This window comes from Draconibacterium halophilum (genome assembly GCF_010448835.1).
Classification (GTDB): domain Bacteria; phylum Bacteroidota; class Bacteroidia; order Bacteroidales; family Prolixibacteraceae; genus Draconibacterium; species Draconibacterium halophilum.
On sequence record NZ_CP048409.1, the window covers coordinates 2,544,495 to 2,571,075 of the forward strand.

At 40.3% G+C, this 26,581-nt stretch carries 13 protein-coding genes; all 13 read left to right on the plus strand.

What is annotated here, in order from left to right; genetic code table 11:
• Positions 1-24: 24 nt before the first annotated feature.
• The 13 genes from G0Q07_RS10230 to G0Q07_RS10285 all read left to right on the plus strand — a co-directional run bounded on the left by G0Q07_RS10230 (position 25) and on the right by G0Q07_RS10285 (position 26,259).
• Positions 25-1,377, plus strand: coding sequence for a family 43 glycosylhydrolase (locus G0Q07_RS10230; RefSeq protein WP_163346002.1), 1,353 nt, complete (start codon positions 25-27; stop codon positions 1,375-1,377).
• Between the two features lie 49 nt (positions 1,378-1,426).
• The gene (locus G0Q07_RS10235; protein ID WP_163346003.1) at positions 1,427-3,874 is read left to right on the plus strand and encodes a glycoside hydrolase family 95 protein; all 2,448 of its coding nucleotides are present in this window, start codon (positions 1,427-1,429) and stop codon (positions 3,872-3,874) included.
• A gap of 139 nt (positions 3,875-4,013) precedes the next feature.
• Positions 4,014-5,279: a glycosyl hydrolase family 8 gene (locus tag G0Q07_RS10240; RefSeq protein ID WP_203532505.1), complete on the plus strand. Its 1,266-nt coding sequence runs from the start codon at positions 4,014-4,016 to the stop codon at positions 5,277-5,279.
• Positions 5,280-5,347: 68 nt separating this feature from the next.
• Positions 5,348-6,097, plus strand: coding sequence for a hypothetical protein (locus G0Q07_RS21195; protein ID WP_317165127.1), 750 nt, complete (start codon positions 5,348-5,350; stop codon positions 6,095-6,097).
• Positions 6,076-6,879: an alpha-L-arabinofuranosidase C-terminal domain-containing protein gene (locus tag G0Q07_RS21200; RefSeq protein WP_317165128.1), complete on the plus strand. Its 804-nt coding sequence runs from the start codon at positions 6,076-6,078 to the stop codon at positions 6,877-6,879. The genes G0Q07_RS21195 and G0Q07_RS21200 overlap by 22 nt, the downstream gene beginning before the upstream one ends.
• A gap of 315 nt (positions 6,880-7,194) precedes the next feature.
• The gene (locus tag G0Q07_RS10250; RefSeq protein WP_163346004.1) at positions 7,195-11,112 is read left to right on the plus strand and encodes a hybrid sensor histidine kinase/response regulator transcription factor; all 3,918 of its coding nucleotides are present in this window, start codon (positions 7,195-7,197) and stop codon (positions 11,110-11,112) included.
• 948 nt (positions 11,113-12,060) lie between these two features.
• Positions 12,061-15,168, plus strand: a complete 3,108-nt coding sequence (locus G0Q07_RS10255; protein WP_163346005.1) for a SusC/RagA family TonB-linked outer membrane protein — start codon at positions 12,061-12,063, stop codon at positions 15,166-15,168.
• 11 nt (positions 15,169-15,179) lie between these two features.
• Entirely contained in the window at positions 15,180-17,114 is a 1,935-nt protein-coding gene (locus G0Q07_RS10260; protein WP_163346006.1) for a RagB/SusD family nutrient uptake outer membrane protein, read from the plus strand.
• Between the two features lie 42 nt (positions 17,115-17,156).
• Entirely contained in the window at positions 17,157-20,003 is a 2,847-nt protein-coding gene (locus G0Q07_RS10265; RefSeq protein ID WP_163346007.1) for a SusC/RagA family TonB-linked outer membrane protein, read from the plus strand.
• A gap of 25 nt (positions 20,004-20,028) precedes the next feature.
• A complete protein-coding gene (locus G0Q07_RS10270; RefSeq protein WP_203532507.1) occupies positions 20,029-21,807 on the plus strand; it encodes a RagB/SusD family nutrient uptake outer membrane protein in 1,779 nt (592 codons plus the stop codon).
• Positions 21,808-21,936: 129 nt separating this feature from the next.
• Complete coding sequence (locus tag G0Q07_RS10275) at positions 21,937-22,971, plus strand: DUF5627 domain-containing protein (protein WP_163346008.1); 1,035 nt, start codon at positions 21,937-21,939, stop codon at positions 22,969-22,971.
• Positions 22,972-22,991: 20 nt separating this feature from the next.
• The gene (locus tag G0Q07_RS10280; protein WP_163346009.1) at positions 22,992-25,145 is read left to right on the plus strand and encodes an endo-1,4-beta-xylanase; all 2,154 of its coding nucleotides are present in this window, start codon (positions 22,992-22,994) and stop codon (positions 25,143-25,145) included.
• Between the two features lie 430 nt (positions 25,146-25,575).
• Positions 25,576-26,259: a hypothetical protein gene (locus G0Q07_RS10285; protein ID WP_163346010.1), complete on the plus strand. Its 684-nt coding sequence runs from the start codon at positions 25,576-25,578 to the stop codon at positions 26,257-26,259.
• Positions 26,260-26,581: the final 322 nt, after the last annotated feature.

Below are 26,581 nucleotides of genomic sequence, written 5' to 3' on the forward strand. Positions count from 1 at the left end.
TAAACTGCATAAAAACGAACTAAAATGAATAAGAAAAAAATCTTAACCCTTGCCATAATCTTAACCCTATCGGTGTTTTCGGTTTTGGCTCAAAATCCGATAATAAGAGATCAGTTTTCGGCCGATCCCACAGCAAGGGTAATCAACGGAAAGGTATATGTCTTTCCTTCGCACGACATTCCGGCTCCACCCAATAAAAACCTGCGCGAGAATTGGTTTTGTATGCCCGATTACCATGTGTTTTCATCAGAAAACCTTTGCGATTGGACAGATCACGGCGTAATTGTTAGTCAGAATAAGGTGGCTTGGGTTGATTCTACCTCATACAGCATGTGGGCACCCGATTGTATCGAGCGTAACGGAAAATATTATTTCTACTTTCCGGCCAATAAAAATGTAGCGGGCCCCAACGGCCGTAAAGGTTTTGGAATTGGAGTGGCCGTTGCCGATAAGCCTGAAGGTCCTTACGTTCCGGAGGAAAATGCTATTGAAGGTATTTTTGGTATCGATCCAAATGTTTTGATCGACAAAGACGGACAAGCTTATTTGTATTATTCGATGGGCAACATATACGTGGCAAAACTAAAAGAGAACATGACAGAACTGGCTACGAAGCCGGTTGCCATTGCCAATTTGCCCGAAAGAGGGATGAAAGAGGGACCTTTTGTTTTTGAGCGAAACGGAAAGTACTACCTTACTTTTCCTCATGTGGAAAACGATACCGAACGGTTGGAATACGCCATGGGCGATAGCCCCGAAGGACCGTTTAAAATGACCGGAGTGATTATGGACGAATCGGAAACAGGGTGCTGGACCAACCATCACTCACTGATCGAATACAACGATCAGTGGTATTTGTTTTACCACCATAATGACTATTCGCCTAATTTTGATAAGAACCGTTCGGTGTGTATCGACAGCCTGGTTTTTAATGCCGATGGAACTATTCAAAAAGTTATTCCAACAAAACGAGGTGTAGGAATAACTGCTGCATCCGGTAAAATTCAGCTCGACCGTTACAGCGCAATAAGCGAAAATGGCGCAACAATAGCTTTTAACGATACCACAAATACTTTCGCAGGGTGGAAGACCACGCTGGCCAATGAAGGTGCATGGATTTCATACAACACGGTAAATTTTGAAAAGAAAAATACTGGAAAAGTGGTGTTGAATGCCGGTGCTTTAAACGGTGGAAAAGTTGAATTGAGAATTGATGCAGTGGATGGCCCTGTTCTGGCTGAAATAGATGTGCCGGAAAGTAAAGAAATGACCGTATCAAAAACAAAAATAAACAAAGTTGAGCCCGGTATCCATAATATTTTTGTGGTGGCGGCGAACGATAATCCGGTGGAAATAGACTGGATAAGTTTTGAATAGAACAAGAAGAAATGCCTCTTTGTAAGAAGAGGGTTAATAATCTGGAAAGATGAAAAGATTTGTATTTTTATTATTCATTGCCTTTTGTGCCTGTGCACAGCAACAACCCGAAGACGAAACTCTACTTAAACTACGCTACGATAAACCGGCTGAACAATGGGTTGAAGCACTTCCGGTTGGAAATGGCCGTTTGGGGGCGATGATTTACGGAAACCCTGAAAACGAAATTATTCAGTTAAACGAGAACACTATTTGGGCCGGACAACCCAACCGAAACGATAATCCGGATGCAAAAGCATCGTTAAAAAAGGTGCGTCAGTTGATTTTCGATGGAAAATACAAAGAAGCACAGGATCTCGTTAATCGTGATTTTATAACCAGAAAATCGCATGGAATGCCTTACCAAACAGCTGGGAATCTGAAGTTGAGCTTTGAAGGGCACCAAAATGTAAGTAACTATTCGCGCGAATTGAACCTGGAAAAGGCTGTGGCTTCATCAAGCTACCAGGTTGGAGAAGTAAATTACAAAACGGAGGTATTTTCATCTTTCCCCGATCAGGTTATTGTGGCGCATATTTCTGCAGATAAATCAGGTGCCTTGAATTTTTCGGCAACGCTTGACAGGCCTACAAAGGTGACGGTTACCACTAACGGAAACGACGAGTTGGTGATGACGGGAGTTACCAGTAGCCATGAAGGTGTTAAAGGAGCTGTAGAATTCGAAACCCGGGTAAAAATACTAAACGACGGTGGAGAAGTTACAGCCGATGAATCGGAACTGACTGTGAGTAACGCAAAAGCGGCAACCATCATTATTTCGATGGCCACCAATTTTAACAATTACAACGATATTAGCGGAAATGCCAACGAGCGTGCAAACACATATTTGCAAGCTGCGATCCAAAAATCGTACAAGGATTTATTAGATGATCATATTGCTGATTACCAGAGCTATTTTAAACGTGTTGATCTTGATTTGGGGATAACCGAATCGGTAAACAAAATGACGGATATTCGGGTGGAAGAATTTGCTACGGTTGACGATCCGCAGTTGGTGGAGCTTTATTTTCAGTTTGGAAGGTATTTGCTCATTTCATCGTCGCGTCCGGGTGGTCAACCTGCCAATTTGCAGGGGATTTGGAACGACCAGTTAATGCCACCATGGGACAGTAAATACACGGTAAACATTAATGCCGAGATGAATTATTGGCCATCGGAAATTACCAACCTGAGCGAATTAAATGAACCGCTGGTTCAGATGGTGAAGGAATTGTCGGAAACCGGCCAAAAAACTGCGCAGGATATGTACGGAGCAAATGGCTGGGTACTGCACCATAATACAGATATCTGGCGTATTAACGGGCCAATTGATGGCGCTACCTGGGGCATGTGGATTATGGGAGGTGCATGGTTGTCGCAGCATCTATATGATAAGTATGCTTTTAGCGGAGATACAGAGTACCTGAAAAGCGTTTATCCGGCCATGAAGGGAGCAACATTGTTTTTCCTTGATTTTTTGATTGAAGAACCCGAAAACGGATGGCTGGTTGTTTCCCCTTCCGTTTCGCCCGAAAATACGCCGGCAGGCCACGGTTCAAACATTGCAGCCGGAACAACAATGGATAACCAGCTGCTTTTCGATTTGTTTTCAATAACTGTTAAAGCCGCTGAGGTTTTAGAAACTGATTCAGCCCTGGTGGAAAAAATTAAGGCCACCATAAAAAAGTTGCCACCCATGCAAATCGGAAACTGGGGACAATTGCAGGAGTGGATGTACGATTGGGATAATCCAAACGATCATCACAGGCATATATCGCATTTATTTGGACTTTACCCTTCCAACCAAATATCGCCTTATCATTCGCCCGAATTATTTGAGGCAGCACGCACTTCGTTGGTAGCCCGTGGCGACGAATCAACCGGTTGGTCGATGGGATGGAAAGTAAATCTATGGGCACGTTTGCTTGATGGTGATCATGCCTACAAACTAATTACCGACCAGCTAAAACCTGTTGCGCGTAGCGGCCGAAGAATGAGCGGTGGTACTTACCCGAACCTGTTTGATGCGCACCCGCCTTTCCAGATTGACGGGAACTTTGGTTGTACCGCAGGAATTGCCGAAATGTTGATGCAAAGTCAGCATGGAGCCATTCACTTACTTCCGGCACTTCCATCAAAATGGAGTAAAGGATCGGTGAGCGGATTAAGGGCTCGCGGTGGTTTTGAAACAGATATTAAGTGGGAGAATGGCGAAGTACAAACAGCCGTTGTTCGCTCTAAGCTGGGTGGAAATTGCCGTATTCGCTCTTATGTTCCTTTAACTTGTGAAGGATTGAAGGAAGCTAACGGCGAAAATCCAAATCCATTTTATTCCATTCCAAAAATAATGGAGCCAAAAGTAAATACAGAAGAAGTGAAATTACCGGAGTTGAAAAAAGTGTATGAGTATGATTTGGAAACAGTTGCCGGAGAGGAAATTCTTCTGATGAAATTATAAAATACAAATAATGTAACGGGTACGTAAGTTATTCATAAGCGAAAGTATGAACAGAGTACTGCGAGTAACCTACTATACCTTTGGAATCAAACTATTTAATCGTATGAATTACAACATAAAAACTACTAGGAATAAAAAAATGGGAAGAACTCTTTGTCTCTTTCTTACGTTGTTGCTGCTGGTACCGGTAACCAATATATTCGGACAGCAGCAGGACAAACAAGGCGCCTATTATACCGGTAAGTACCAAAACCTTTTTTTGGAAGCCGGATATACACAGAAAGATATCGATGCTAAATTAGAGAAAGCCTATCACGATCTTTTTGAGGGGCCGAATCGTATTTATTTCGAGGTTGAGGATTCGTTGGCTTACGTTTCGGATATTAAAAATAATGATGCACGAACCGAAGGCCTTTCTTATGGCTTGATGGTTGCTGTTCAGTTTAATAAAAAGGAGGTGTTTGATAAACTTTGGCGATGGAGCAAAAAGTATATGCAGCACCAGTCGGGGCCGCGCGAAGCATATTTTGCGTGGAGCGTTAATCCGCAAACCAATAGAATGAACTCGGTAGGATCAGCTTCGGATGGCGAGCTGTATTTTGTAACCTCACTGTTGTTTGCCTCGAACCGTTGGGGCAACGATACCGGAATTGATTATTACGCCGAAGCACGCCGCATTTTAGACGCCATGTGGGAAAAAGACGGCTCCGAAAGAATACATCACATTATCAATGTTGAGCACAAGCAAATTAGCTTTGTTCCCGAAGGGGATGGTTACAACTGGACAGATCCTTCGTATCATGTACCGGCTTTTATGGAAGTATGGGCCGATTTTGCCAACGACGGACACGAGCAGTTTTACCGCGATTGTGCCGATACTGCACGGGTTTTTCTGCATCGGGCCTGTCATCCTGTAACCGGATTGAATTATGATTATGCCAATTTTGATGGCTCGAAACATGATGCCCGTTGGATGCCACAGGCTTTTCGATACGACTCGTGGCGGGTACCCATGAATATTGCCATGGACTACATTTGGTTTGGTAAAGACAAAAACTGGCAGGAGGATTATGCCGGTCGGTTCCAGGGATTTTTGCGATCGGAGGGAATTAATGATTTTGTCGATCAGTACAACCCCGACGGTACAAAACCGGAGTGGATTCTTCAGGCAGGTGGTTTCAGAAAGTTACGGCATTCGTTGGGATTGGTATCTACTTCGGCAACACTTTCAATGGTTGACGATGTTGATCCTGAATTTGATTTTGTGCATAAACTTTGGAACGCTAAACTGGAACCGTATGAAGATGGCTACTTCGACCCTTATTACGATGGTTTGCTGTATCTGTTCAGTTTAATGCATTTAAGCGGTAAATACCAGGCGATTTTGCCTGCACCAAACAAGTAAAACTGGCTTGAAGGAATAAATCATCTGTAAGAAAAATAAATAGACAATAAAATTTAATAACTGAAATTATGTTGAGACTAAAATTAAGTATTGCTGCGTTGTTGATTGTTGCTGCTGCAGTTGTAAGAGGTCAAAGTACATTGACATTGTATACCGATCAGGCTGAATCAAAAATTAATAAGGAAATATACGGGCATTTTGCCGAGCATCTGGGCCGGTGTATTTATGGCGGTATATTCGTTGGCGAAGACTCAGAAATCCCCAATACCCGTGGTTTTAGGGATGATGTTACCGGTGCCTTAATTGATATGAAAATACCTTTGTTACGTTGGCCGGGAGGTTGTTTTGCCGACACCTACAATTGGAGAGACGGCATTGGTCCAAGGGAAGAGCGCCCATCAATGGTAAATGTACACTGGGGCAATGTTACCGAAGATAACAGCTTTGGAACACACGAATTTCTCGATTTTTGTGATTTAATAGATGCCGAACCATATATAAATGTGAACGTGGGATCGGGAACCGTTCGCGAAGCTTCGGAATGGATTGAATACGTAACATCGTCGAACATTAGCCCGATGACAGATTTAAGAAAGAAAAACGGACGCGAAGAACCCTGGGAGGTAAAATACTGGGGAATAGGAAACGAAAACTGGGGATGCGGTGGCAATATGACACCCGAGTATTATGCCGATGTTTACCGGAATTACGCTTCGTATGCACGTGGCGCAGCATACAAAATTGCCTGTGGCGCAAGTGACTCAGACTACAACTGGACTGATGTATTGATGAAAAAATGCAGGGAAAAAGAAACCTGATGCAAGGTTTATCATTGCATTATTATACTATCACGCACAATTGGAGCAAAAAAGGATCGGCAACCGATTTTGATGAAAAAGAGTGGTTTACCACGTTGAGCAAAACCTTGTTTATGGATGAACTGATTCAAAAACATTCTACCATCATGGATAAATACGATCCGGAGAAACGGATAGGATTAATTGTTGATGAGTGGGGAAACTGGTTTGATGTAGAGCCAGGAACCAATCCCGGATTCCTTTACCAGCAAAACACTTTACGCGATGCATTGGTCGCAGGAATCAACCTGAATATTTTTAATAATCACGCCGATCGTGTTAAAATGTCGAATATTGCACAAACCATTAATGTGCTACAATCGGTTATTCTTACTAAAGATGACAAAATGGTGTTAACACCAACTTATTATGTTTTTAAAATGTATAGTGTACATCAGGATGCAACACTAATACCTGCTAACCTTAAAACCGATAAGTACGAAATGGACGGGGAGTCGGTTCCGGCAGTAAATGCCTCGGCATCTACCAAAGATGGAGTAATTTCAATTACACTGTGTAACCTTAATCCTAACGAGAGCGAAAGTGTTGAAATTGCAGTAGCCGGGAACGAATTTTCGACAGCAAGTGGCGAAATTCTTACTGCTGATAAAATGAATGCATATAACGATTTTGGCAAAAACGAATCTGTGAGTTTGAAAGAATTTAGTGTAGCAAAACCAAAAGATGGTAAACTCAAGGTCGAGCTTCCTTCTAAATCGGTTGTGCTCGTTCAGTTGAAATAGTTTTTTTGATTTGATTATCAATTAGTTTTAGTTTAAAAGGAAGCTGTTAGGCTTCCTTTTTTTGCCAAATGCAAGATGAATTGAAAAGATTCAGAGAATGAGAATATGATGCTAATTCACGAAAACCAGAATTCGGGATTATTTGATGGTTTCTAACAAAGCTATTTTATACCCAACAAGGAAAAACACGTTATTTAAACTACAAGGAAACTAAATTAGGAAAAAGAGTTTTTACGAATTATTACGAATAACCTATTTGGTTTTTGTTTATTTTCCCTAAATTTTTAAATTTCCTGCGTATTATAGAGCAACATCATGAATTCTAGACAATATTATTTTTTCCAGTTTGTATTCCTTGCCCTCAATTGTTTAGCTTTTGTTGCTGCGGCTGAAAATTCTATACAGTTTTATAACCTGAACGAAGAATACGGTATTTCGATACGCGAAACCAACCAGGTTTGCGAAGATGACGATGGTTTTATCTGGATTTCTTCAAAGGTTGGTATTGTCAGGTATTCCAGAGATGATATTAGAACCTATCAATTGCCATATGATTCAGAAGATATTATCACTGTTCGGATGGAATATACAAACCATACGCTTTATGCTTATACCAATAACGGACAGGTATTTGAATACAACGAAATTCAAGATCGTTTTGATTTAATCACCAATATTACCAAGCAATTGGAAAATCCTCATGTAACGATTAATAAAATGTTGGTAGATTCTACTGGCACAATCTGGGAAGCAAGCACTTTTGGGCTAATGAGTTTTAATCATGAAGAAGGATTAAATATATATTTTAACAATCAGAACATTCATTATATTGAATGGTTAGATAATCATCGCTTTTTGTATGGCATTGATGGTTCTCTTGGTATTTTTGATATAAATACTTTAAATGCTAAAGAATATTATCGTTTTCCTGAAGGATCTAATTTCTACATCTCATACATTGAGTTCGATAAAGCTGAAAATACACTGTGGCTGGGAACTTTTGGCGATGGATTGTATTGTTTAAAAGAAGAAAACAGCCGGCAACAATTGCTACCTATTCCAGATATTCCGAATCAACCGATTCAGGCGATAAGCCCAATATCCGAATCTTCATTTTTAGTAGGTGTTGATGGCCAGGGAGTTTGGGAAGTTGATAAAAACTCCTTTGAGGTAATAGCCGTTTATAAAGACGACTCAGATAACCCAAATTCATTGAAAGGAAATGGGGTTTATGATATCTTTTGTGATCGGAACCAAAGGGTGTGGATTTGCACCTATAGTGGTGGAGTTTCGTTTTTTGACCAAGCCAGTAGTTCAGTTGTAACTAAAATATCGCATAGTGTTAATAATCCAAATTCGTTGGTGAATAATGATGTCAATAGTGTAATCGAAGATCGAAATGGAAATCTTTGGTTTGCAACTAATAATGGTGTGAGCTTTTGGAATACAAAAACAAACAATTGGAGATCATTCTATCATAATAAAGAACAGCACGCTCAGGTATTTCTTGCGCTATACGAAGATTCGTTTGGAAGAATATGGGCAGGGTCTTATTCATCGGGTATTTATATTCTTGATGGAAATACCGGAAAGGAACTGAGACATTTGAGCCAGGAAAATAAGATGGGTGATTTTGCGGGTGATTTTGTGTTCAATATGCTGGAAGACCAGCAGGGGGATATTTGGATCGGTGGTGTTCGGGGTGATTTGATACGTTACAATTATAAAAGCGATACTTTTCAGTCGTATCCCGATTATACGATTTACCTGATATTAGAATACGGACCGGATAAATTACTGATGGGGACAACATACGGATTACTGCTCTTTGATAAAATTACTGGTAATCATGAGGTGCTGGTCGAAGGTTTTGTTGTTTCTGATCTCTACCTTTCAGAAGATATGGTTTGGATTGCTACAAACGGTAACGGCGTTATTAGGTACAATCTCAACAATAAATCTACGCAATACTATACAATTGATAATGGACTACCCAGTAACTTCGTAAATACTATTGAATATGCCAAAGGATACTATTGGATAGGTACAGAGCTAGGCTTATGTCGTTTGAATGAAGCCGACCAAACTGTATTGACTTTTAACTCGTTATTATATCTTAGTAATGTATCCTTTAACCAGGATGCACATTATACTTTAAAAAATGGAGATCTGATTATGGGCTCAAATAACGGAGCTTTAATGTTCGATCCGGATGATTTAAAGTTTATGCCGGAAGATGGCCAAATCTATGTTCAGGATATTTCTGTCTCTGGAAGATCAATTCGCGAAATTGAAGATTTGAAACCGGAGGTGCCAATTAATGAGTTGAAGGAAATAAACCTTAAATATTTTCAAAATACAATAAGTTTAGAACTAATTCCTCTTGGAGTTACTTCTCCGGGAGCAAAGTTCTCGTGGAAAATTGATGGTTTGGATGAGGAGTGGAGCAAACCAGTTGATAACCGGATTTTATCCTATTCGAATATTCCATACGGAACCTATACGATTCACCTACGGATGGTAGATAATTCCATTACAGGAGTAATTGCCGAGCGCCAAATTAAAGTACAAATTGTTCCACCATTCTGGAAAACGATTTGGTTTAACATCCTCGTTCTTCTATTTGTAGCCGGGTTGGGCATTTTTAGTATTTACTTTTATGTCGATCGGTTAAAGAAAAAACACTCGGAAGAGAAAATCAGGTTCTTTGCAAATACTGCTCATGATATACGTACTTCGTTAACACTGGTTAACGGGCCAATTGAAGAATTAAATAAAGAGTCGGGGTTAAGCGATAAAGGTTCTAATTATCTTCATTTGGCAACAGAGCAGGTTCATCGCCTGTCGAAAGTAGTGACTCAGTTGCTTGATTTTCAGAAGGTAGATATCGGTAAGGAAAGAATGGCATTCACATCGGTGGATATTGTTAAAATGGTAGAAGACAGGGTAATGATGTTCGAATCCCATGCTAAAAGCAGAGGTATCGACTTAGTTTTTAAAGCAAATTGCAGAAAATTTGAAACTTCGGTTGACGAAAGAATGATTCAAAAAGTAATTGATAACCTTATTTCCAACGGTATTAAATACTCTAATCCGAATTCTCGAGTAAAAGTTAAGCTAAAGTGTGCTGCATCAAAATGGACCATTGAAGTAAAAGACAATGGAATTGGAATTACCAAAAAGGCTCAAAAAATGTTATTCAGAGAATACTATCGTGGCGATAATGCTATCAATTCAAAAATTGTTGGTTCGGGTATTGGGCTGTTATTGGTTAAAAATTACGTTACCTTACATGGTGGTAAAGTTACTTGCGAAAGTCAGTCGAATGTAGGATCCACCTTCACCGTTACCATCCCATTAATTAATAAAGATGATTCGGCAAGGAAAAAGGAAACCACACGGCAATCTGCAGATAAAAATCTTTTCAAACCATCAAAAATAAATCCAGTAACAGAAAAACAAGCAGTTGCCAAAAGAGGTAATAAAATGACTGTTTTAATTGTTGAAGATCACGAGTATCTGAGAGAATTTCTTCAGTCGGCTATGCAGGATCAGTTTAATGTTTATATGGCAGAAGATGGTGAAATGGCCTGGGACATGATACAAAAGCAACATCCTGATCTTATCGTTTCGGATATTATGATGCCCAAAATGGATGGTTTTACGTTGTGTGAAAAAGTAAAATCAAATTTCTTAACGGCACATATCCCGGTTATTCTTTTAACGGCATTGGCAGGAAAAGCACAACAATTGCACGGATTGGGAATAGGAGCCGATGATTATCTTACCAAGCCGTTTGATGTTACATTGCTTCAGCAAAGAATAAAATCAATTCTTAAAAACCGTGAGATTGTAAGGAATAAGGCCTTAAAGTTGACCAATGCTGATGAAGAGCCTATTCTTTTGGAAAACGAGTTAAATGATAAGTTTTTGAAGCGGATGATAGAGGTTGTAACAGACAATATGGATAATTCGCAGTTTTCTAAAAATGAGTTTGCTGCAAGTATGAATGTTAGTCCTTCATTGCTCTATAAAAAAATAAAGGCCTTAACCGACCAATCACCAACCGATTTTATAAAAACCATAAGGCTAAACCACGCCCGGGATTTACTACATTCAAAAAAATATACCATTACCGAAGTAAGTGAATTATGTGGTTTTAGCAGTGTTGGCTATTTCAGTACTGTTTTTCGTAAACATTTTGGGAAATCGCCTACACAAATGATAGAATAAGAAACGGGCACCTATTTAAACCTCCTTTTTACCTTAAATTATAGTTCAGTACGGTTCAAATTTTGAATAATTCCTTGTTTATTTTTCAAAAACCAGGGTGTTTGTCCAATATTGCATGTTTGTTAGTTGCATATAGTCAGCGAGTTATATCCTACTTGTGCAGTAGTGTCTCGTTTTTGAAATTAAATATCTAAAATTGAAAGCCCCTGCCTCTTATGCATTCTATTTTTGAATACTACCGAAGTGTGACAACACAACTGTAGAGTGCATTAAACTATTCACCTAATTGGAAATTAAAATGGAACTAAACTTTTTCGTTCAGCTAGCTATTTCTATTTTTTTGTTTTCAGGATTATTATTTTTCAATTCCTGTAACTCCGAATCCAAATCTGGTAATCCAAAATTTGTAGCTGAAAACATGGTGGCCCACCTTAGTTATTTCTCTTATAAAATTAACCATGAACTTTACTTAATAAATCCTCTTTCCGGCGAAAATTACAATTCTAATCCAATTCTTTGGGGATGGTATTATCTCTCCGGTGTTTGCACCAATGGAAGTAGACTAACTGCTCCATCTGGTAGAAAGTATATACCCCGGAAAAATCTTGAATTTAAATAATTGAACATTCAATCACTTAATCAATATCTATTTATAAACGTAAAAATTCTAGTCTTATGAGTAAAAACACTAACGGACATTCTGTCCCTCATTATTTCTTCCCGACAATTTATTTCTCACCCTAGCAAATGTTTTAAAGAAATGCAGAGTGAAAAATACAATCAATGTCGAATGTAACGAATTCCGACTTGTCGGGATGAGTTCCATCTTATGCTTAGATAATAAAATACTTAGATAAGATGAAATTTAGAACTCTTTTGTCAATTTAATTAGAGAATATAATGAAACACAGAATTAATTTATCATCTCAAAAAGCTTTGTCAGCTTTGATGAAGAACTACTTGATTAAAACTCTGGTAGTTGTACTTGGGATTCTTATCAATTTATCGGTGTTCGCTCAGGATACCAGAACTATCACAGGGACGGTTGTTGACGAACAAGACAATCCGGTAATTGGTGCTACAGTAATCGTTAAAGGTACACAGATTGGAGTACCCACTAACGTGGATGGAAATTTTGAGCTGCAAGTTCCTGTTGATAAGGAGATACTACTTATCTCCTTTATTGGAATGGAACAACAGGAAATTAACATAGCTAACCAAAGTAAATTTGAAGTTGTGCTTGCGCCATCGAGCGTACAGTTGGAGGAGACAGTTGTTGTTGGTTATGGCCAACAGAAGAAAGAGAGTGTTGTAGGTGCTATCACACAAACAACAGGCGAAGTACTGCAACGTGCAGCCGGTGTTACCGATATAGGTATGGCACTAACAGGTAACCTTCCTGGTGTAATAACTATTAACAGCTCGGGTATGCCGGGTGAGGAAAATCCACAAATTATTATTCGTTCGGCAAGTTCGTGGAACAACAGCGACCCATTAGTTTTGGTTGATGGTGTTGAACGCCCGATGAGCGGAGTTGATATGAACTCGGTGGAGTCGGTATCGGTACTGAAAGATGCTTCGGCAACTGCCGTTTTTGGTGTGAAAGGTGCAAACGGTGTAATCCTGATTACTACCAAACGTGGTAAACTAGGTTCGGCACGTATTGATGTTTCGGCCAACATGACTATGAAAGTACCATCGAAATTACCTAATAAACTGGATTCGTACGACGCTTTAATGGCGCGTAATTATGCCATCGAGCACGAGTTGGGAGTTTACCCTGATTCATGGGGTTACATGACTCCACAGAGTATTATTGAAAAATACCGTTATCCGGCTGATTTGGCAGAAGCCGAACGTTATCCAAATGTCGACTGGCAGGATGTACTGTTTAAAGATTATGCCATGTCGTACAATGCAAACGTAAACGTGTCTGGAGGTACTAAGTTTGTTAAATATTTTGCTTCGGCAGACTTTGCAAGCGAAGGCGACCTTTTTTATGTTTACGATAATGGACGTAACTACGATTCGGGTTATGCTTACAACCGTATTAACGTGCGAAGTAACCTCGATTTCCAGCTTACAAAATCTACCATTTTCAGATTAAACCTGGCCGGATCAAACGGTCAAAGGAAAACGCCGTGGGGGCAAACCAATTCCGGCGACTGGGCAGTTGCTCAGCAGTGGGCAGGTGCGTATAACATTGCGCCTGATGTGTTCTTGCCACAATATTCAGATGGTTCATGGGGGTTCTATCCAAACATTTCAAATGTTTCGAACTCGGCTCAAAACCTGTCGCTTTCGGGAACCATGCTTTCTACAACAACACAAATCAACACTGACTTCATTTTGGAACAGGAGTTAGATTTTATTACTGAAGGATTGAAATTCCGTGGTGCAGTGTCGTGGGATAACACTTTCCTGGAAAGGGACAGGGGGATAAACGACCTTTACAACGATGCCCAGCAAAAGTGGATTGACCCTGAAACCGGTGTTGCCACATATAAGAAGGAATATGAGAATAACAATAAATTCGATTTCCAACAGGGAGTATTGTGGACTACCTCTGCCGGGTCGGTTCAAAACAATGCTACGCAACGTAATCTGGAATATCAATTGCGTTTAAACTGGGACCGTCAGTTTGGTAACCACAGTGTTACTGCGATGGGATTGTTCAGCCGTAAAGAACGCGCACGGGGAAGCATGATTCCAACCTTCCGCGAAGACTGGGCGTTCCGTACAACTTACGATTATAAATCGCGCTATTTCTTAGAGTATAATGGTGCATATAACGGATCAGAAAGATTTTCCAAAGACTATCGTTTTGCTTTCTTTAGTTCGGGTGCAATTGGCTGGATGATCTCCGAAGAATCATTTATGGAAAGCCTCGAATTCCTGGATATGTTGAAACTGAGGGCTTCGTATGGTGAAATTGGTGACGATAATATCAATGGCCGTTGGCTGTATCTTACACAATGGGCCTACGGAGGTAACTCATCTCTTGACTTAACCCAGGGAACCAGCCCTTACGATTGGTACAGGGAATCAACAGTTGGAAACCCGGATGTACACTGGGAAACAGTGAAAAAATTTAATGCCGGTGTTGATTATGCTTTCTTTGATGGATTACTGGCTGGTAGCGTTGAATATTTCCGCGATAATCGTGTTGATATTTTAATTAACGGAAACGACCGTGCAGTTCCTTCATATTATGGAACAACACCTCCAACAGCTAACCTTGGAGAGGTTGAAACCAACGGTTACGAGTTACAGGTACGTATAAATAAAGTCCTTAATAACGGGCTTCGTTTGTGGGGAGATATGAGTATGACACATGCAGTAAACGAGGTTCTTGAAAGAGATGATCCGGAACTGTATGAAGATTACCGCAAACAAGCCGGATACAGCATTGGTCAAACAAGAGCACATGTTGACGCCGGATATTTAAATACTTACGATGCTATGTATGGTAGCCCGGAGCACGATACAAATGATCCGTATAAAGTTCCTGGTGATTATTATATCCTTGATTTTAATGCTGATGGTATTGTGGATAGTAAAGACCAGATTCCATACGGTTATTCCGGTTCTCCACAAAATACTTACAATGCAACAGTTGGTGTTGAATGGAAAGGCTTTAGCGGATTTGTACAGTTTTACGGCGTTAACAATGTAACCCGTAATGTTCCGCTAACCAGTTTCGGAAGTCAGCTGAACACAGTTTACGATTTCGGTACCTGGTGGTCGCAAGAAACACCAAATGCAGATGTAACTGTTCCACGTTGGTTGTCGGAACCTAGTTACCATTCGGGCACACAGTATCTTTTCGATGGTTCGTATGTACGTCTGAAAAATGCAGAAGTAGCTTATACTGTTAATGGTGGGTGGATCAATACAATTGGATTCCGCACCCTGAAAATCTTTGTTAACGGTAACAACTTGTGGGTATGGTCTAAAATGCCTGATGACCGTGAATCGAACTTCGCGGGGTCTGGTGGCCAGGGAGCTTACCCAACTATGAAACGATATAATTTAGGAATAAGATTTACACTATAATTATGAGTACAATGAAAAATATACATAAGACGCTTTTGAAGAGTGGTGTACTGCTCATCATGTTCTTGGGTCTCTTTTCCTGCGAAGATTACCTGGATAAAGCACCTGAGTCAATCGTATCGGAGGAGGTAGCGTTTAGTAATTTCACCAATTTCCAGGGTTATATTGAAGAAATTTACAATTGTATCCCTGATAAGGAAAAGAAATACTGGACCACCTCATGGAACTGGGGTGATGATGAACTATTTAACCTTGAAGGTAGTTGGCACATGACCAATCAGGTTGATATTGGTAACTTCTGGGCATGGCAAAACAATGCCGGTACCTGGTTTGACGATGATAACGCAAATCCCACTTCTAACAATAAATTTGACCATGGTTTGTATGCGCATGCATGGTATTGCATTCGTAAAGCAAATATGGGAATCGAAAATCTTGACTTGCTAACTGTGGCAACACAAGAGGAAAGAGATTTTATTGAAGGTCAACTCTACTTTTTCAGAGCATGGTGGCATGTTGAAATGATGCAATATCTTGGCGGTTTGCCTTATGTTGATTACGTATTACCTGCAGGTGAAAAACTGACTTTACCACGATTGAGCTATCAGGAATGTGCAGATAAAGCCGGAGCCGATTTAAGAAAAGCTGCTGACTTATTGCCAATCGACTGGGACAAAACAACAGTTGGTAAAAACACGCTGGGAAAAAACCAGTTGCGTGCTAATAAAATTATGGCCTTGGGTTATTTAGGTAAAAACTATTTGTGGGCTGCCAGTCCGTTAATGAAAAACGGTGCCGAAACAGGTGGTGCGAATACCTATAATTACGATGAGGACTATGCACGCAAAGCTGCAGATGCTTTTGGTGAATTACTTAACCTTGTTGAAGGTGGGCAAACACAATATTCATTGGTAGATTTTGATTACGAAGACATTTATAATCACAAAAAATCGAGCGGCGTTGATACGAAGTACAGCGATATGTTCTATACTACCGGACAAAACTGGTTAATGCCGGGTTCTACCGAAGCTATTTTCCGTGGCCCTTCAACCGATTCTAACGGTAGTAACTGGAACACCACAAAAACTTTCGGACCAAAAGTTAAAGGTCTGGTGGAACACGATAACATCATTCACCATCCTACAGCTAATTACGTGAAGAATTATGGTATGGCTAACGGTTTGCCATTGGATGATCCGGAATCGGGTTTTGATCCTGAATATCCTTTTAAAGACCGCGATCCTCGTTTCTATCACGACATTGTTTTCGACGGATTTAAATACGTAAATGCCACAATGCCTGCTGATATGGAATACCTGCGTTATACAGGTTTGGCAACAAACGGAACCATGAGAAATCCTGCCGACGGTAGCCGAACAGGTTATCTGATTCAGAAACTGGTACCGCATACGGCCAATAAATATGATGGAGCCTATAACTGGAGTTCTAACCTGCATACCTATCTGCCATACATGCGTTTAGGAGATATCTATACCATGTATGCCGAAGCATGTGCTGCTTTTGGTGGTGCAACGGGGAAAGCATCAAATTTCACAAAAACAGCTGAAGATGCGCTTAACACACTTCGCGACCGTTGTGGAGCCGGCCATGTTGCTGCTTCGTACACAGCAAGCCGCGAAAGATTTATCGACGAGGTGAGAAGAGAACGTGCTGTAGAGCTTTCGTTCGAAGGTTTCCGCTTTAACGATCTGCAACGTTGGTTGTTGCTTACCGAGTATCCTTACAATGTAAAAACTTCTCAGGAATTTGATCGGGTAGAAGACCTCGAATTTTATGAGAATAATGATCCAAGAGATGCCAGGGTAGCCAACTTTAGAGAAGAAGTCGTTTTAACACGTCAGTTTGGAGTTAAACATTACTGGTTCCCATTGAAAATTGAAGATGTTTCAATGTATCCGGAATTCGGACAGAATCCGGGCTGGTAGCCAAATTGAGTTAAAGTTTTTGTAATTATAATCGAATAAGCAATGAAACATATACAAAAAAGATTCATTTTATTTGCCCTGTTTGTAGTTGTTCCGTTTTTGATGAACGCACAAACTCCGGCAGAAAATGAAACGGATACGATCACAATAACCAATGATCCATTGGTGCAGGTATCTTATCGCAAGGTGGCGCAAAGCGACATTTTGGGAGGCGTTTCTGTGGTCGATCTCGAAGAATTAATGAAAAAGAACTATAATACATATAGTTTAGACAACATGCAGGGCTACGTTGGTGGTTTTACCGGAAACGCACTGTGGGGCATGGGCGACTACCTCGTACTGGTTGATGGTGTTCCTCGTGCAGCTAACAATGTGTTGCCAACCGAAATCGAACAGATCACATTTCTGAAATCGGCTGCAGCAGTTGTTCTTTATGGTAGCCGTGCTGCAAAAGGTGCTATTTTAATTTCAACAAAACGTGGTAAAAATACCCCGCTTGAAATTAATGTACGCGCAAACACTGGTTATCATGTATCAAAAAGTAATCCTTCATATTTAGGATCGGCTCAGTACATGACCCTGTATAATGAAGCACGTGTAAATGATGGACAGACGGCTTTGTACAGCGATGAAGACATTTACAATTACGCATCGGGAAGCAATCCTTACCGTTATCCGAATGTAGATTTTTATTCATCAGAATATTTAAAGTCGTACTACAACCGTACCGACGTTTCAACAGAAATTTTGGGTGGTAACGAACGTGCAAAGTTTTATGCCAATATTGGTTACTACCGCGAGAATGATGCGCTTGATTTTGGTGAAGCTGCTGATAATTTCACCGATCGTTTAAATATACGCGGTAATATCGATCTTAAACTGAACGATTTTATTGATGCTTATATTAATACAAACGCAACTTTCTACAATTCACGTAGTGGAAATTCAAGCGAGGAAGATGGTAATTACTGGAGTGCTGCATCAACGTTGCGTCCTAACCGTATTGCTCCACTTGTTCCACTTGGTTTTATCGATCCAAACGATCAACAATCGTGGAATCTGATAAACGGAAGTGAGAACATTATTGGCGGGCAATATTTTCTGGGAGGTACTCAGGTGGATCAGACAAACATTTTTGCAGATTATTATGCTGCAGGATCAAGCAAGTGGACCAGCCGTCAGTTCCAGTTCGACACCGGTTTGGATTTCGATTTAAGTGGTGTAACCGAAGGTTTGGCTTTTCATACACAGTTTGCTGTTGATTATGCTACTTCGTACAGCACATCATATAATAATTCTTATGCAGTGTATGAGCCAAACTGGTACAATTACAATGGGGACGATGTAATTGCCGGAATAACAAAGTATAACAACGATGAGAAATCGGGTTCGCAAAATATTGGCGGAAGTACCAACAATCAAACCATTGCATTCTCAGGGTATTTTACCTACGATAAAACCTTTCAGGAAAACCACAACCTTAATGCAATGTTAATAGCATCGGGTTATCAAATTACCAATTCTGGTGAATATCACCGTATTAGTAATGCAAATGCCGGTTTGCAGTTGGGCTACAACTACAAGAAAAAGTACTATGCCGACTTTAGTGCATCGGTAATCCACTCGGCAAAATTGCCTGCAGGAAACCGCCAGGCATTATCGCCATCTTTAAGTTTAGGATGGAAAATAAGTGAAGAGGATTTTATGGCCAACTCATCGGTATTTGATGAACTGAGTCTGAATTTATCAGGTAGTATCCTGAATTCAGACCTCGATATTGAAGAGTATTACATGTACGAAGCCAACTACACACAGGCCGACGGTGCCTGGTGGGGATGGTATGATGGTGCATCGGAGCGCTCAACCAACTCACAACGAGGAGGAAATGATGAGCTGGATTTTGTTAAACGAAAAGAAGTATCGGCAACGCTGATGGCTTCGCTTTGGGAAAAACTTTTAACAGTTAACACTTCGTTCTTTATCAATTCTACCGAAGGATTGTTGATTGAGCCGTCTACCATTTTTCCAAACTATTTCTTCACCTATTGGCCTGATGCTTCATTTATTCCTAACGTTAACTTCAACAACGATAAACGTGTTGGATTTGACTTTAATGTGAACGTAAATAAACAGGTTGGAGAAGTAGATCTTACATTGGGTGTTTCTGGTATTTATTATACTACTGAAGCTACACAACGCGACGAAAATTACGAATACGATTATCAGTACCGCGAAGGTTTAGCAATTGATGGAATCTGGGGATTGGAAAGTACCGGTTTATTCCAGAGTGCTGACGAAGTTACCAACTCTCCTGAACAAAAATTTGGTGGAACGGTTAAACCCGGCGACATTAAATATGTGGATCAAAATGGCGACAATGTAATCGATAATAAAGATGAAGTATACCTTGGACGTGGCGGTTGGAGTGGAGCACCACTTACTATGGGTGTAAACTTTACAGCCAAATATAAAGGCTTTACTTTCTTCGCTCTTGGTACCGGAAATTATGGTGCTTATGCTATGAAAGATGACGCGTACCAATGGGTTTACGGAGATAGAAAATACTCGGAAGTAGTACTCGACCGTTGGACGGAAGAAACAAAAGCTACAGCTACTTACCCACGCCTGACAACAGAAAATGGAAGTAACAACTTCCGCGCTTCTGATTTCTGGATGTACAAAACAGACCGTTTTAATATTGCTAAAGTCCAAATCACTTATGATTTGCCACAAAGCCTGATTCAAAACAGTTTGTTCGAAAGCATCGCGACTTACGTTAGTGGTTCTAACCTGTTAACCATTTCGAAGGAAAAAGATATCCTGGAACTGGAATTTGACAGCGCACCACAAACGCGATTCTTTAATATAGGTTTAAAGGCCACATTCTAATAAGTAACTATAAAGAATTTTAACGATGAAGAATATAATAAAATTAGTGGTTCTTGTACTTCTGTTCACCGCTTGCGACGATATGTTCGAGCCGGCTTTGGAGAATAACAGGGGACTTGATGCGATGTACAACGAACCAACTTATGCACAAGGTATTTTGGCCAATGCGTACATATTATTGCCCTACTCGTCGACTCCGAATAGCGATGTGGCAACTGATGATGCAGTAACCAACGATAACGAAAACGACTACCTGGCAATGGCCACAGGTTCGTGGACTGCCAGCGATAATCCCATGTCTCAATGGCAAGGCAGAAGAAATGCGATTCAGTATATCAATCTGTTTTTAGCGAATACCAACGAGGTGGTTTGGAGTAAAGATGAAGTGATAAACACAATGTATAACGACCGTTTGAAAGGTGAAGCTTACGCGCTGAGAGCCGTTCAAATGTATTCGTTGTTACTGGCGCACGGTGGCTGGACTGCCGGAGGCGAATTGTTAGGTATTCCGATTATTACGGAGCCTGAAACAGCTGATTCAGACTTTAACCTGCCTCGTAATACTTTCCAGGAGTGTATCGATCAGATCATTGCTGATGCAAACACTGCTCTGGATCTTTTACCGCTTGATTTCGGCGATATCTCTGATGGGGAAATTCCTTCAAAATATCAGTCGTTGGGCGTTACCAATGCCGGCGATTACAACCGGGTAAATGGTAACCACATGCGTGGCCGTATAACCGGACGTATTATTGAAGCAGTGCGCGCACAGGCAGCATTGTTGGCAGCCAGTCCATCGTACAACAGCGGAACAACGGTAACCTGGGAAGATGCAGCAAATTTTGCTGCCGATGTTTTAGACCGTGTTGGCGGACCAAGTGGTTTGGCAACTGATGGACATACCTGGTATGCCAATATTAGCCAAATTGAAGGTTTGGCATCTGGTGTAGCACCTCCTGAAATTATCTGGAGAGGCGATGTTGGTCAGAATAACGATTTGGAGACTGATAACTTCCCTCCTTCGTTATACGGAAACGGACGTGTAAATCCTACACAAAACTTAGTTGATGCATTTCCAAGCTTAGACGGTTATCCAATTAATGATCCTTCAAGCGGTTATGATCCTGCAAATCCTTACGCAAACCGCGACCCACGTTTAAACGACTATATTGTGGTTAACGAAAGCACACAAGGACCAAACAGCGATGTAATTGTTACCGGAACTTACAGCGATAACAACGACGGTATTAATAAGGAAAATGGATTGTCGACCCGCACAGGTTACTATATGCGTAAACTGTTGCGTTACGACTGTAATCCAAATCCGGAATTTGATACCGAACAAAAGCACTATACTGCACGTATTCGCTATACCGAAATATTCCTGGCCTATGCCGAAGCGGCTAACGAAGCCTGGGGACCAACCGGAACCGGCGGAAATACCTATTCTGCTTACGATGTTATTAAAGCCATCCGCGAAAGAGCTGGTATTGGTCAAGATAATGGCGATGCCTATCTGGAATCAGTAAAAGGCGATCAGGATAAAATGCGCGAGTTGATCAGAAACGAGCGTCGTATTGAGCTTTGTTTCGAGAATCACCGTTTCTGGGATTTACGTCGCTGGGACGTTGCTAACCTGAACGAAACCGCCCGTGGAATGCGAATCGACGATCCGAATGGTACATATACTTACTCGCCAATTGATGTTGAGTCAAGAAATTATGCCGATTATATGTATTACGGACCAATTCCTTACGGTGAACTACAGAAATGGAGTAACCTGGAACAAAATGCAGGTTGGTAATTTTCTGAATAATAATTGAAACGACCATGACAAAATATGTAATGCATATGCATTTTCTTAAAATCATGGGAGTTACATCTTATACCTTTAAAAATGAACTATTTTAATAAGATGAAAATATTGAGAAATATGAAAAAGATTAAAATTTTAATGATAGTGTCAGCCGGAATTTTTGCAATGCTATTCACATCTTGCGAGAACCAGGATGTAGAATTTCCGGACTTTGACTACAGCACCGTATATTTTGCCTACCAGTATCCGGTAAGGACTATTGTACTGGGAGAAGATATTATCGACAATACGCTGGATAAAGAGCATAAATGCGAAATTTACGCGACAATGGGGGGTGTTTATTCCAACGACCAAAGCATTGGAATCGACATTTCTGTTGACAATAATTTGTGCAACAACTTGTTTTTCGATGGCGATTTTTCTTCGCCTGTTCAGGCCATGCCAAGTAATTATTATTCTTTGGCAGCCGATCAAATCTTTCTGGATAAAACCATACAAGATGGTGTTGAAGTACAATTAACAGATGCGTTTTTTGCCGATCCAAATGCCTTAAAAAACACATACGTTATTCCGTTACGAATGACCAATGTTGTAAATGCCGATTCTATTCTTTCAGGAGTTCCAAAATTCGATGGAGCTGTGAGAGTAAATATGAGCGACTGGGATGTTTTGCCTAAAGACTACGTACTTTATTGTGTGAAATTTATTAATCCATGGCACGGAAATTACCTGCGTCGTGGTGAGGATGTAATTACAGAAGGCGGAGAAACCAGCACGGTTACACGTGAGGCTGAATTTGTTGAAGACGACGAATTGGTTGCATTGGAAACAGCCTCATTAAATACAGTTGAGTTTCCGGTTCCGGTTGTAAACGAAAGTGGCGAAAACGTAACATGTACCTTGTTGCTAACTTTCAACGATCAGAACGCTTGTACCATAACTTCTGCTACGGAAGGATTCAACGCAACAGGCAGTGGAACCTTTGTTGAAGATGGAGAAAAAAATAGCTGGGGCAACGAAGACCGTAACGCAATCTATCTGGATTACACAATTGATATGGGAAGCAAAAGCTATGCTACAACAGATATACTGGTTGTTCGCGACCGTGGTATTGCATTTGAAACATTTTCACCATCATATAACGTTAACTAATCGCTTAAATTAAGATGAAAATGAAATACATAAATAAACTTTTGCTGGGTGCCATTTCCATTCTTTTTATGGCATCTTGCGTTGAAGATAGTTTACTCGATTATAAAGTCGATAAACCAGAAAATCTTGCCCGGCTGGAGTATTTGAATGATTACGATGTGTTGAAATCATATGTTGACAGAAGTGCCAGCCCCGATTTTAAATTGGGGGCAGGTGTTTCGCTGAACGCTTTCAACGAAAAAGGATTGGTATACAGTCATATCAGTTCAAATTTCGATGAAGTTACAGCTGGATATGGAATGAAACATGGCGCAATTGTTCAGGACAACGGAAGCATGGACTTTTCAGGAGTAGAAAGCTTTATCGCTTCTACCGAAGAAGCAGGCGTTACAATATACGGGCACACTCTTGCATGGCATGCCAACCAGAACGCTGAGTACCTGAACGGACTTATTGCACCGATTGAGATCCCCGGAACTGGTGGGCCAGGATGGGAAGTCTTAACAGAAATTGATTTTGAGGATGATGACGCGTCCAACTACGAGCTGAGGGGAGCTGAATCAACTTTCTCTGATCACGATGGAGGACGGGCACTATCAATTGTAAACCCGGCCATTACAGAGAACGACTGGAATGTGCAATTTTTTGTAACCTTTCCACAGGAAACTGTCGAAGGTCAGCAATTCAGACTTACCATGGATGTGAAAGCATCCAATGATGGTGTAAGTTATCCTACCCAGGCGCATCGTTCTCCTGGTGCGTACAAACACTGGGACTTCTTCGGAACTATCAGCCCTACCACAGAGTGGAGCCAGATTTCGGTAGAGACGACAATCGACGGAAGTACTTCAGAGTGTACAACTATAGCATTTAACCTTGGTAATAATGTTACAACGTACGAATTTGATAACATTAAGGTTGAGTGGTTAAATCCAAATGGTGGAGGACCAACCTGGGATGTAGTATCTGAAAACGATTTCGAAACAGACAATGCCTCGAACTACCAGGGTAATTCAAATGCATTAATGAGTTTTACAGCCGATGGAACAGGTGCTGAAGGAAATGGAAGAGCATTAAAGATTGTAAACGAATCAGTTCGTGCAAACGATTGGGACTGCCAATTCTTTTTTACTTTCCCTGAAGCTACTGAAGTAGGTCAAAAATACATCTTGGAAATGGATGTAAAAGCTGATGCTGATGTATCGGTTCCTACTCAGGCACATACAGTACCTTATGCATATAAACACTGGGATTTCTTCGGTCAGGTTGCTTTTACAAACGAATGGACACATTTTGTGAAAGAAGTTACGATTGCAGACAATACGTCGGGTTGTACAACCATTGCTTTTAACTTGGGGGCAAACGCAACTAATTACTATTTCGATAACGTTGTGGTAAAATGGTTTAACGAAGATGGTGGTGGTGCAACCATCATTGAAATGACGCCCGAAGAAAAGCAAGATACTATTACTGCTGAACTTGACCGCTGGATTGCAGGAATGATGGAAGTATCGAAAGATTATGTACATGCCTGGGATGTGGTGAATGAGCCAATGGATGATGGTAGTCCGTTCGAGCTGAAAACAGGAGTTGGCAGAGATGATTTACCTGCCGATCATTTCTACTGGCAGGATTATATGGGTAAAGATTACGGTGTTGAAGCTTTCATTATGGCGGCACAATACGGTAGCTCTGATACCAAATTATTCATCAACGATTATAACCTGGAATACAACATTGATAAATGTAAAGGTTTGATTGCTTATGCTGAATACATCGAAAGCAAAGGAGCTCGTGTTGATGGAATTGGAACACAGATGCACATTAACACTAACTCTGATAAGGATCAAATTGTGGAGATGTTTACACTGTTGGCTGCCACAGGGAAACTGATAAAAATATCAGAACTTGATATCGGTATTGCCGATGGAGTAACAACACCAAATGCAACTGTGGAAGACCTGCAAGCTCAGGCCGAAATGTATCAATACGTTGTTGAAAAGTACCTGGAATTAATTCCGGCAGGTCAACAATACGGTATTACTGCATGGAGCCCGCTTGACAGTCCGGATGACTCTTCATGGAGAGCCGGACAGCCAATTGGTCTTTGGAATGAAGGTTATTACAGAAAACCGGCTTATGCTGGATTTGCAGATGGCTTAGGAGGAGAATAAATTTTCTATTATAGATTAATTTGGTAGTATAAGGAGAGGCTGTTTGGTTAAAAACAGTCTCTTCTTTCTTGTAATAGTGAACCCGATGTGTATACAGAAAACCTCGTTCACGTTTGTCAAACTATTAAACTTGTAATATTCAGGTTTCTCTATTACACCTAAAATATCACCTTGTAACTTTATAGATGATATCAGTTTGTGTGATCTGTTTTAATCCCAAGTAGCATATTAATTAGGTGAAACTGTTGCAACAGACAATGGAAATCCGGCAGATATACGTGCATTCTCATTGCTTGAAGGGTATGCTTTTAATGGTAAATGTCTTGCAATAATAAAAGGGAGAGTTAGGTAACCGGGTATTATTCAACTAACTATGGAATCAGACAACTTGCAAAGTTGTATAATTCAAATTCAAACGAAATAGAAGATTATGACGAAAATAACTTTTCTGGCCATTCTGATTTTATATGCACTTACCGGAATTTCACAAATTTATATTATATCTGATTTAAGTAGTTTGTCGGATCAATACACGGTCATTAAAAGTGGAAGAAGTGGCTTGGTAGCCCCGGACATAGATGGAACGCCCTATATGATGGATGAATTTTCAGAAGGTGAGGTTATAATAAACGATAGCATTTGTATTGAAAAAGTACCATTGAGGTACAATATCTATAACGACAAAATTGAGTATAAGAACGAGGAAGGGCAAATACTTGAGATTGGGAATGAATCGACATCTTATCAATTTGACTTCGACGATTTTTCTTTTCACAATCTGAAGTATGTGCTTGATGGAAACACACAGACTGGAATTTTGGAACTATTGGTTGATGGTAATGTAAAATTGTATAAACAATATAGGCTGGAGTTCGCACCGGCACAAAAAGCCATTGGTTTTCAGGAGGCGACACCCGACCGGTTTGTTAGGAAGGAAGACCAGTATTTAATTTCCATTGGTCAGGAACTTCCTTATGTTTTTAGCAACGCAAAAAAACTGCTGCCCGAACTTCAAAAAGTCAGACCGGATATTAATTCCGTTATAAAAAAACAAAAAATACGGATACGATCAGAAAAGGGTTTGTGTACCTTAATTAAGTATTGTAATGAATAAATTGAATTTTGAGGTGAGGTTGGAAAACTGCAATACATATAAAAACATTATTCAAACTGTTGAAAAAATAATCGGGTGAGTGTAAAATTTTAAGTCTTTGTAAATAGGCTGTAATCCGAAATATCTTTAAACGTATTGAAAAATATGAGATTTGGGGAGTGTTGAAGTTTGAATGTTATTCAAATTTGAACATCAAATATTCAATATTAAAACAACTTCGTTTCGTACAAACTTAACTTTGTTTTTTGTAAGGTGAATAGTAATGGTATAAGGGGCAACGCTATTTGTCTGAACAGAAAAATAAATGTGGAATTAGCTAAAT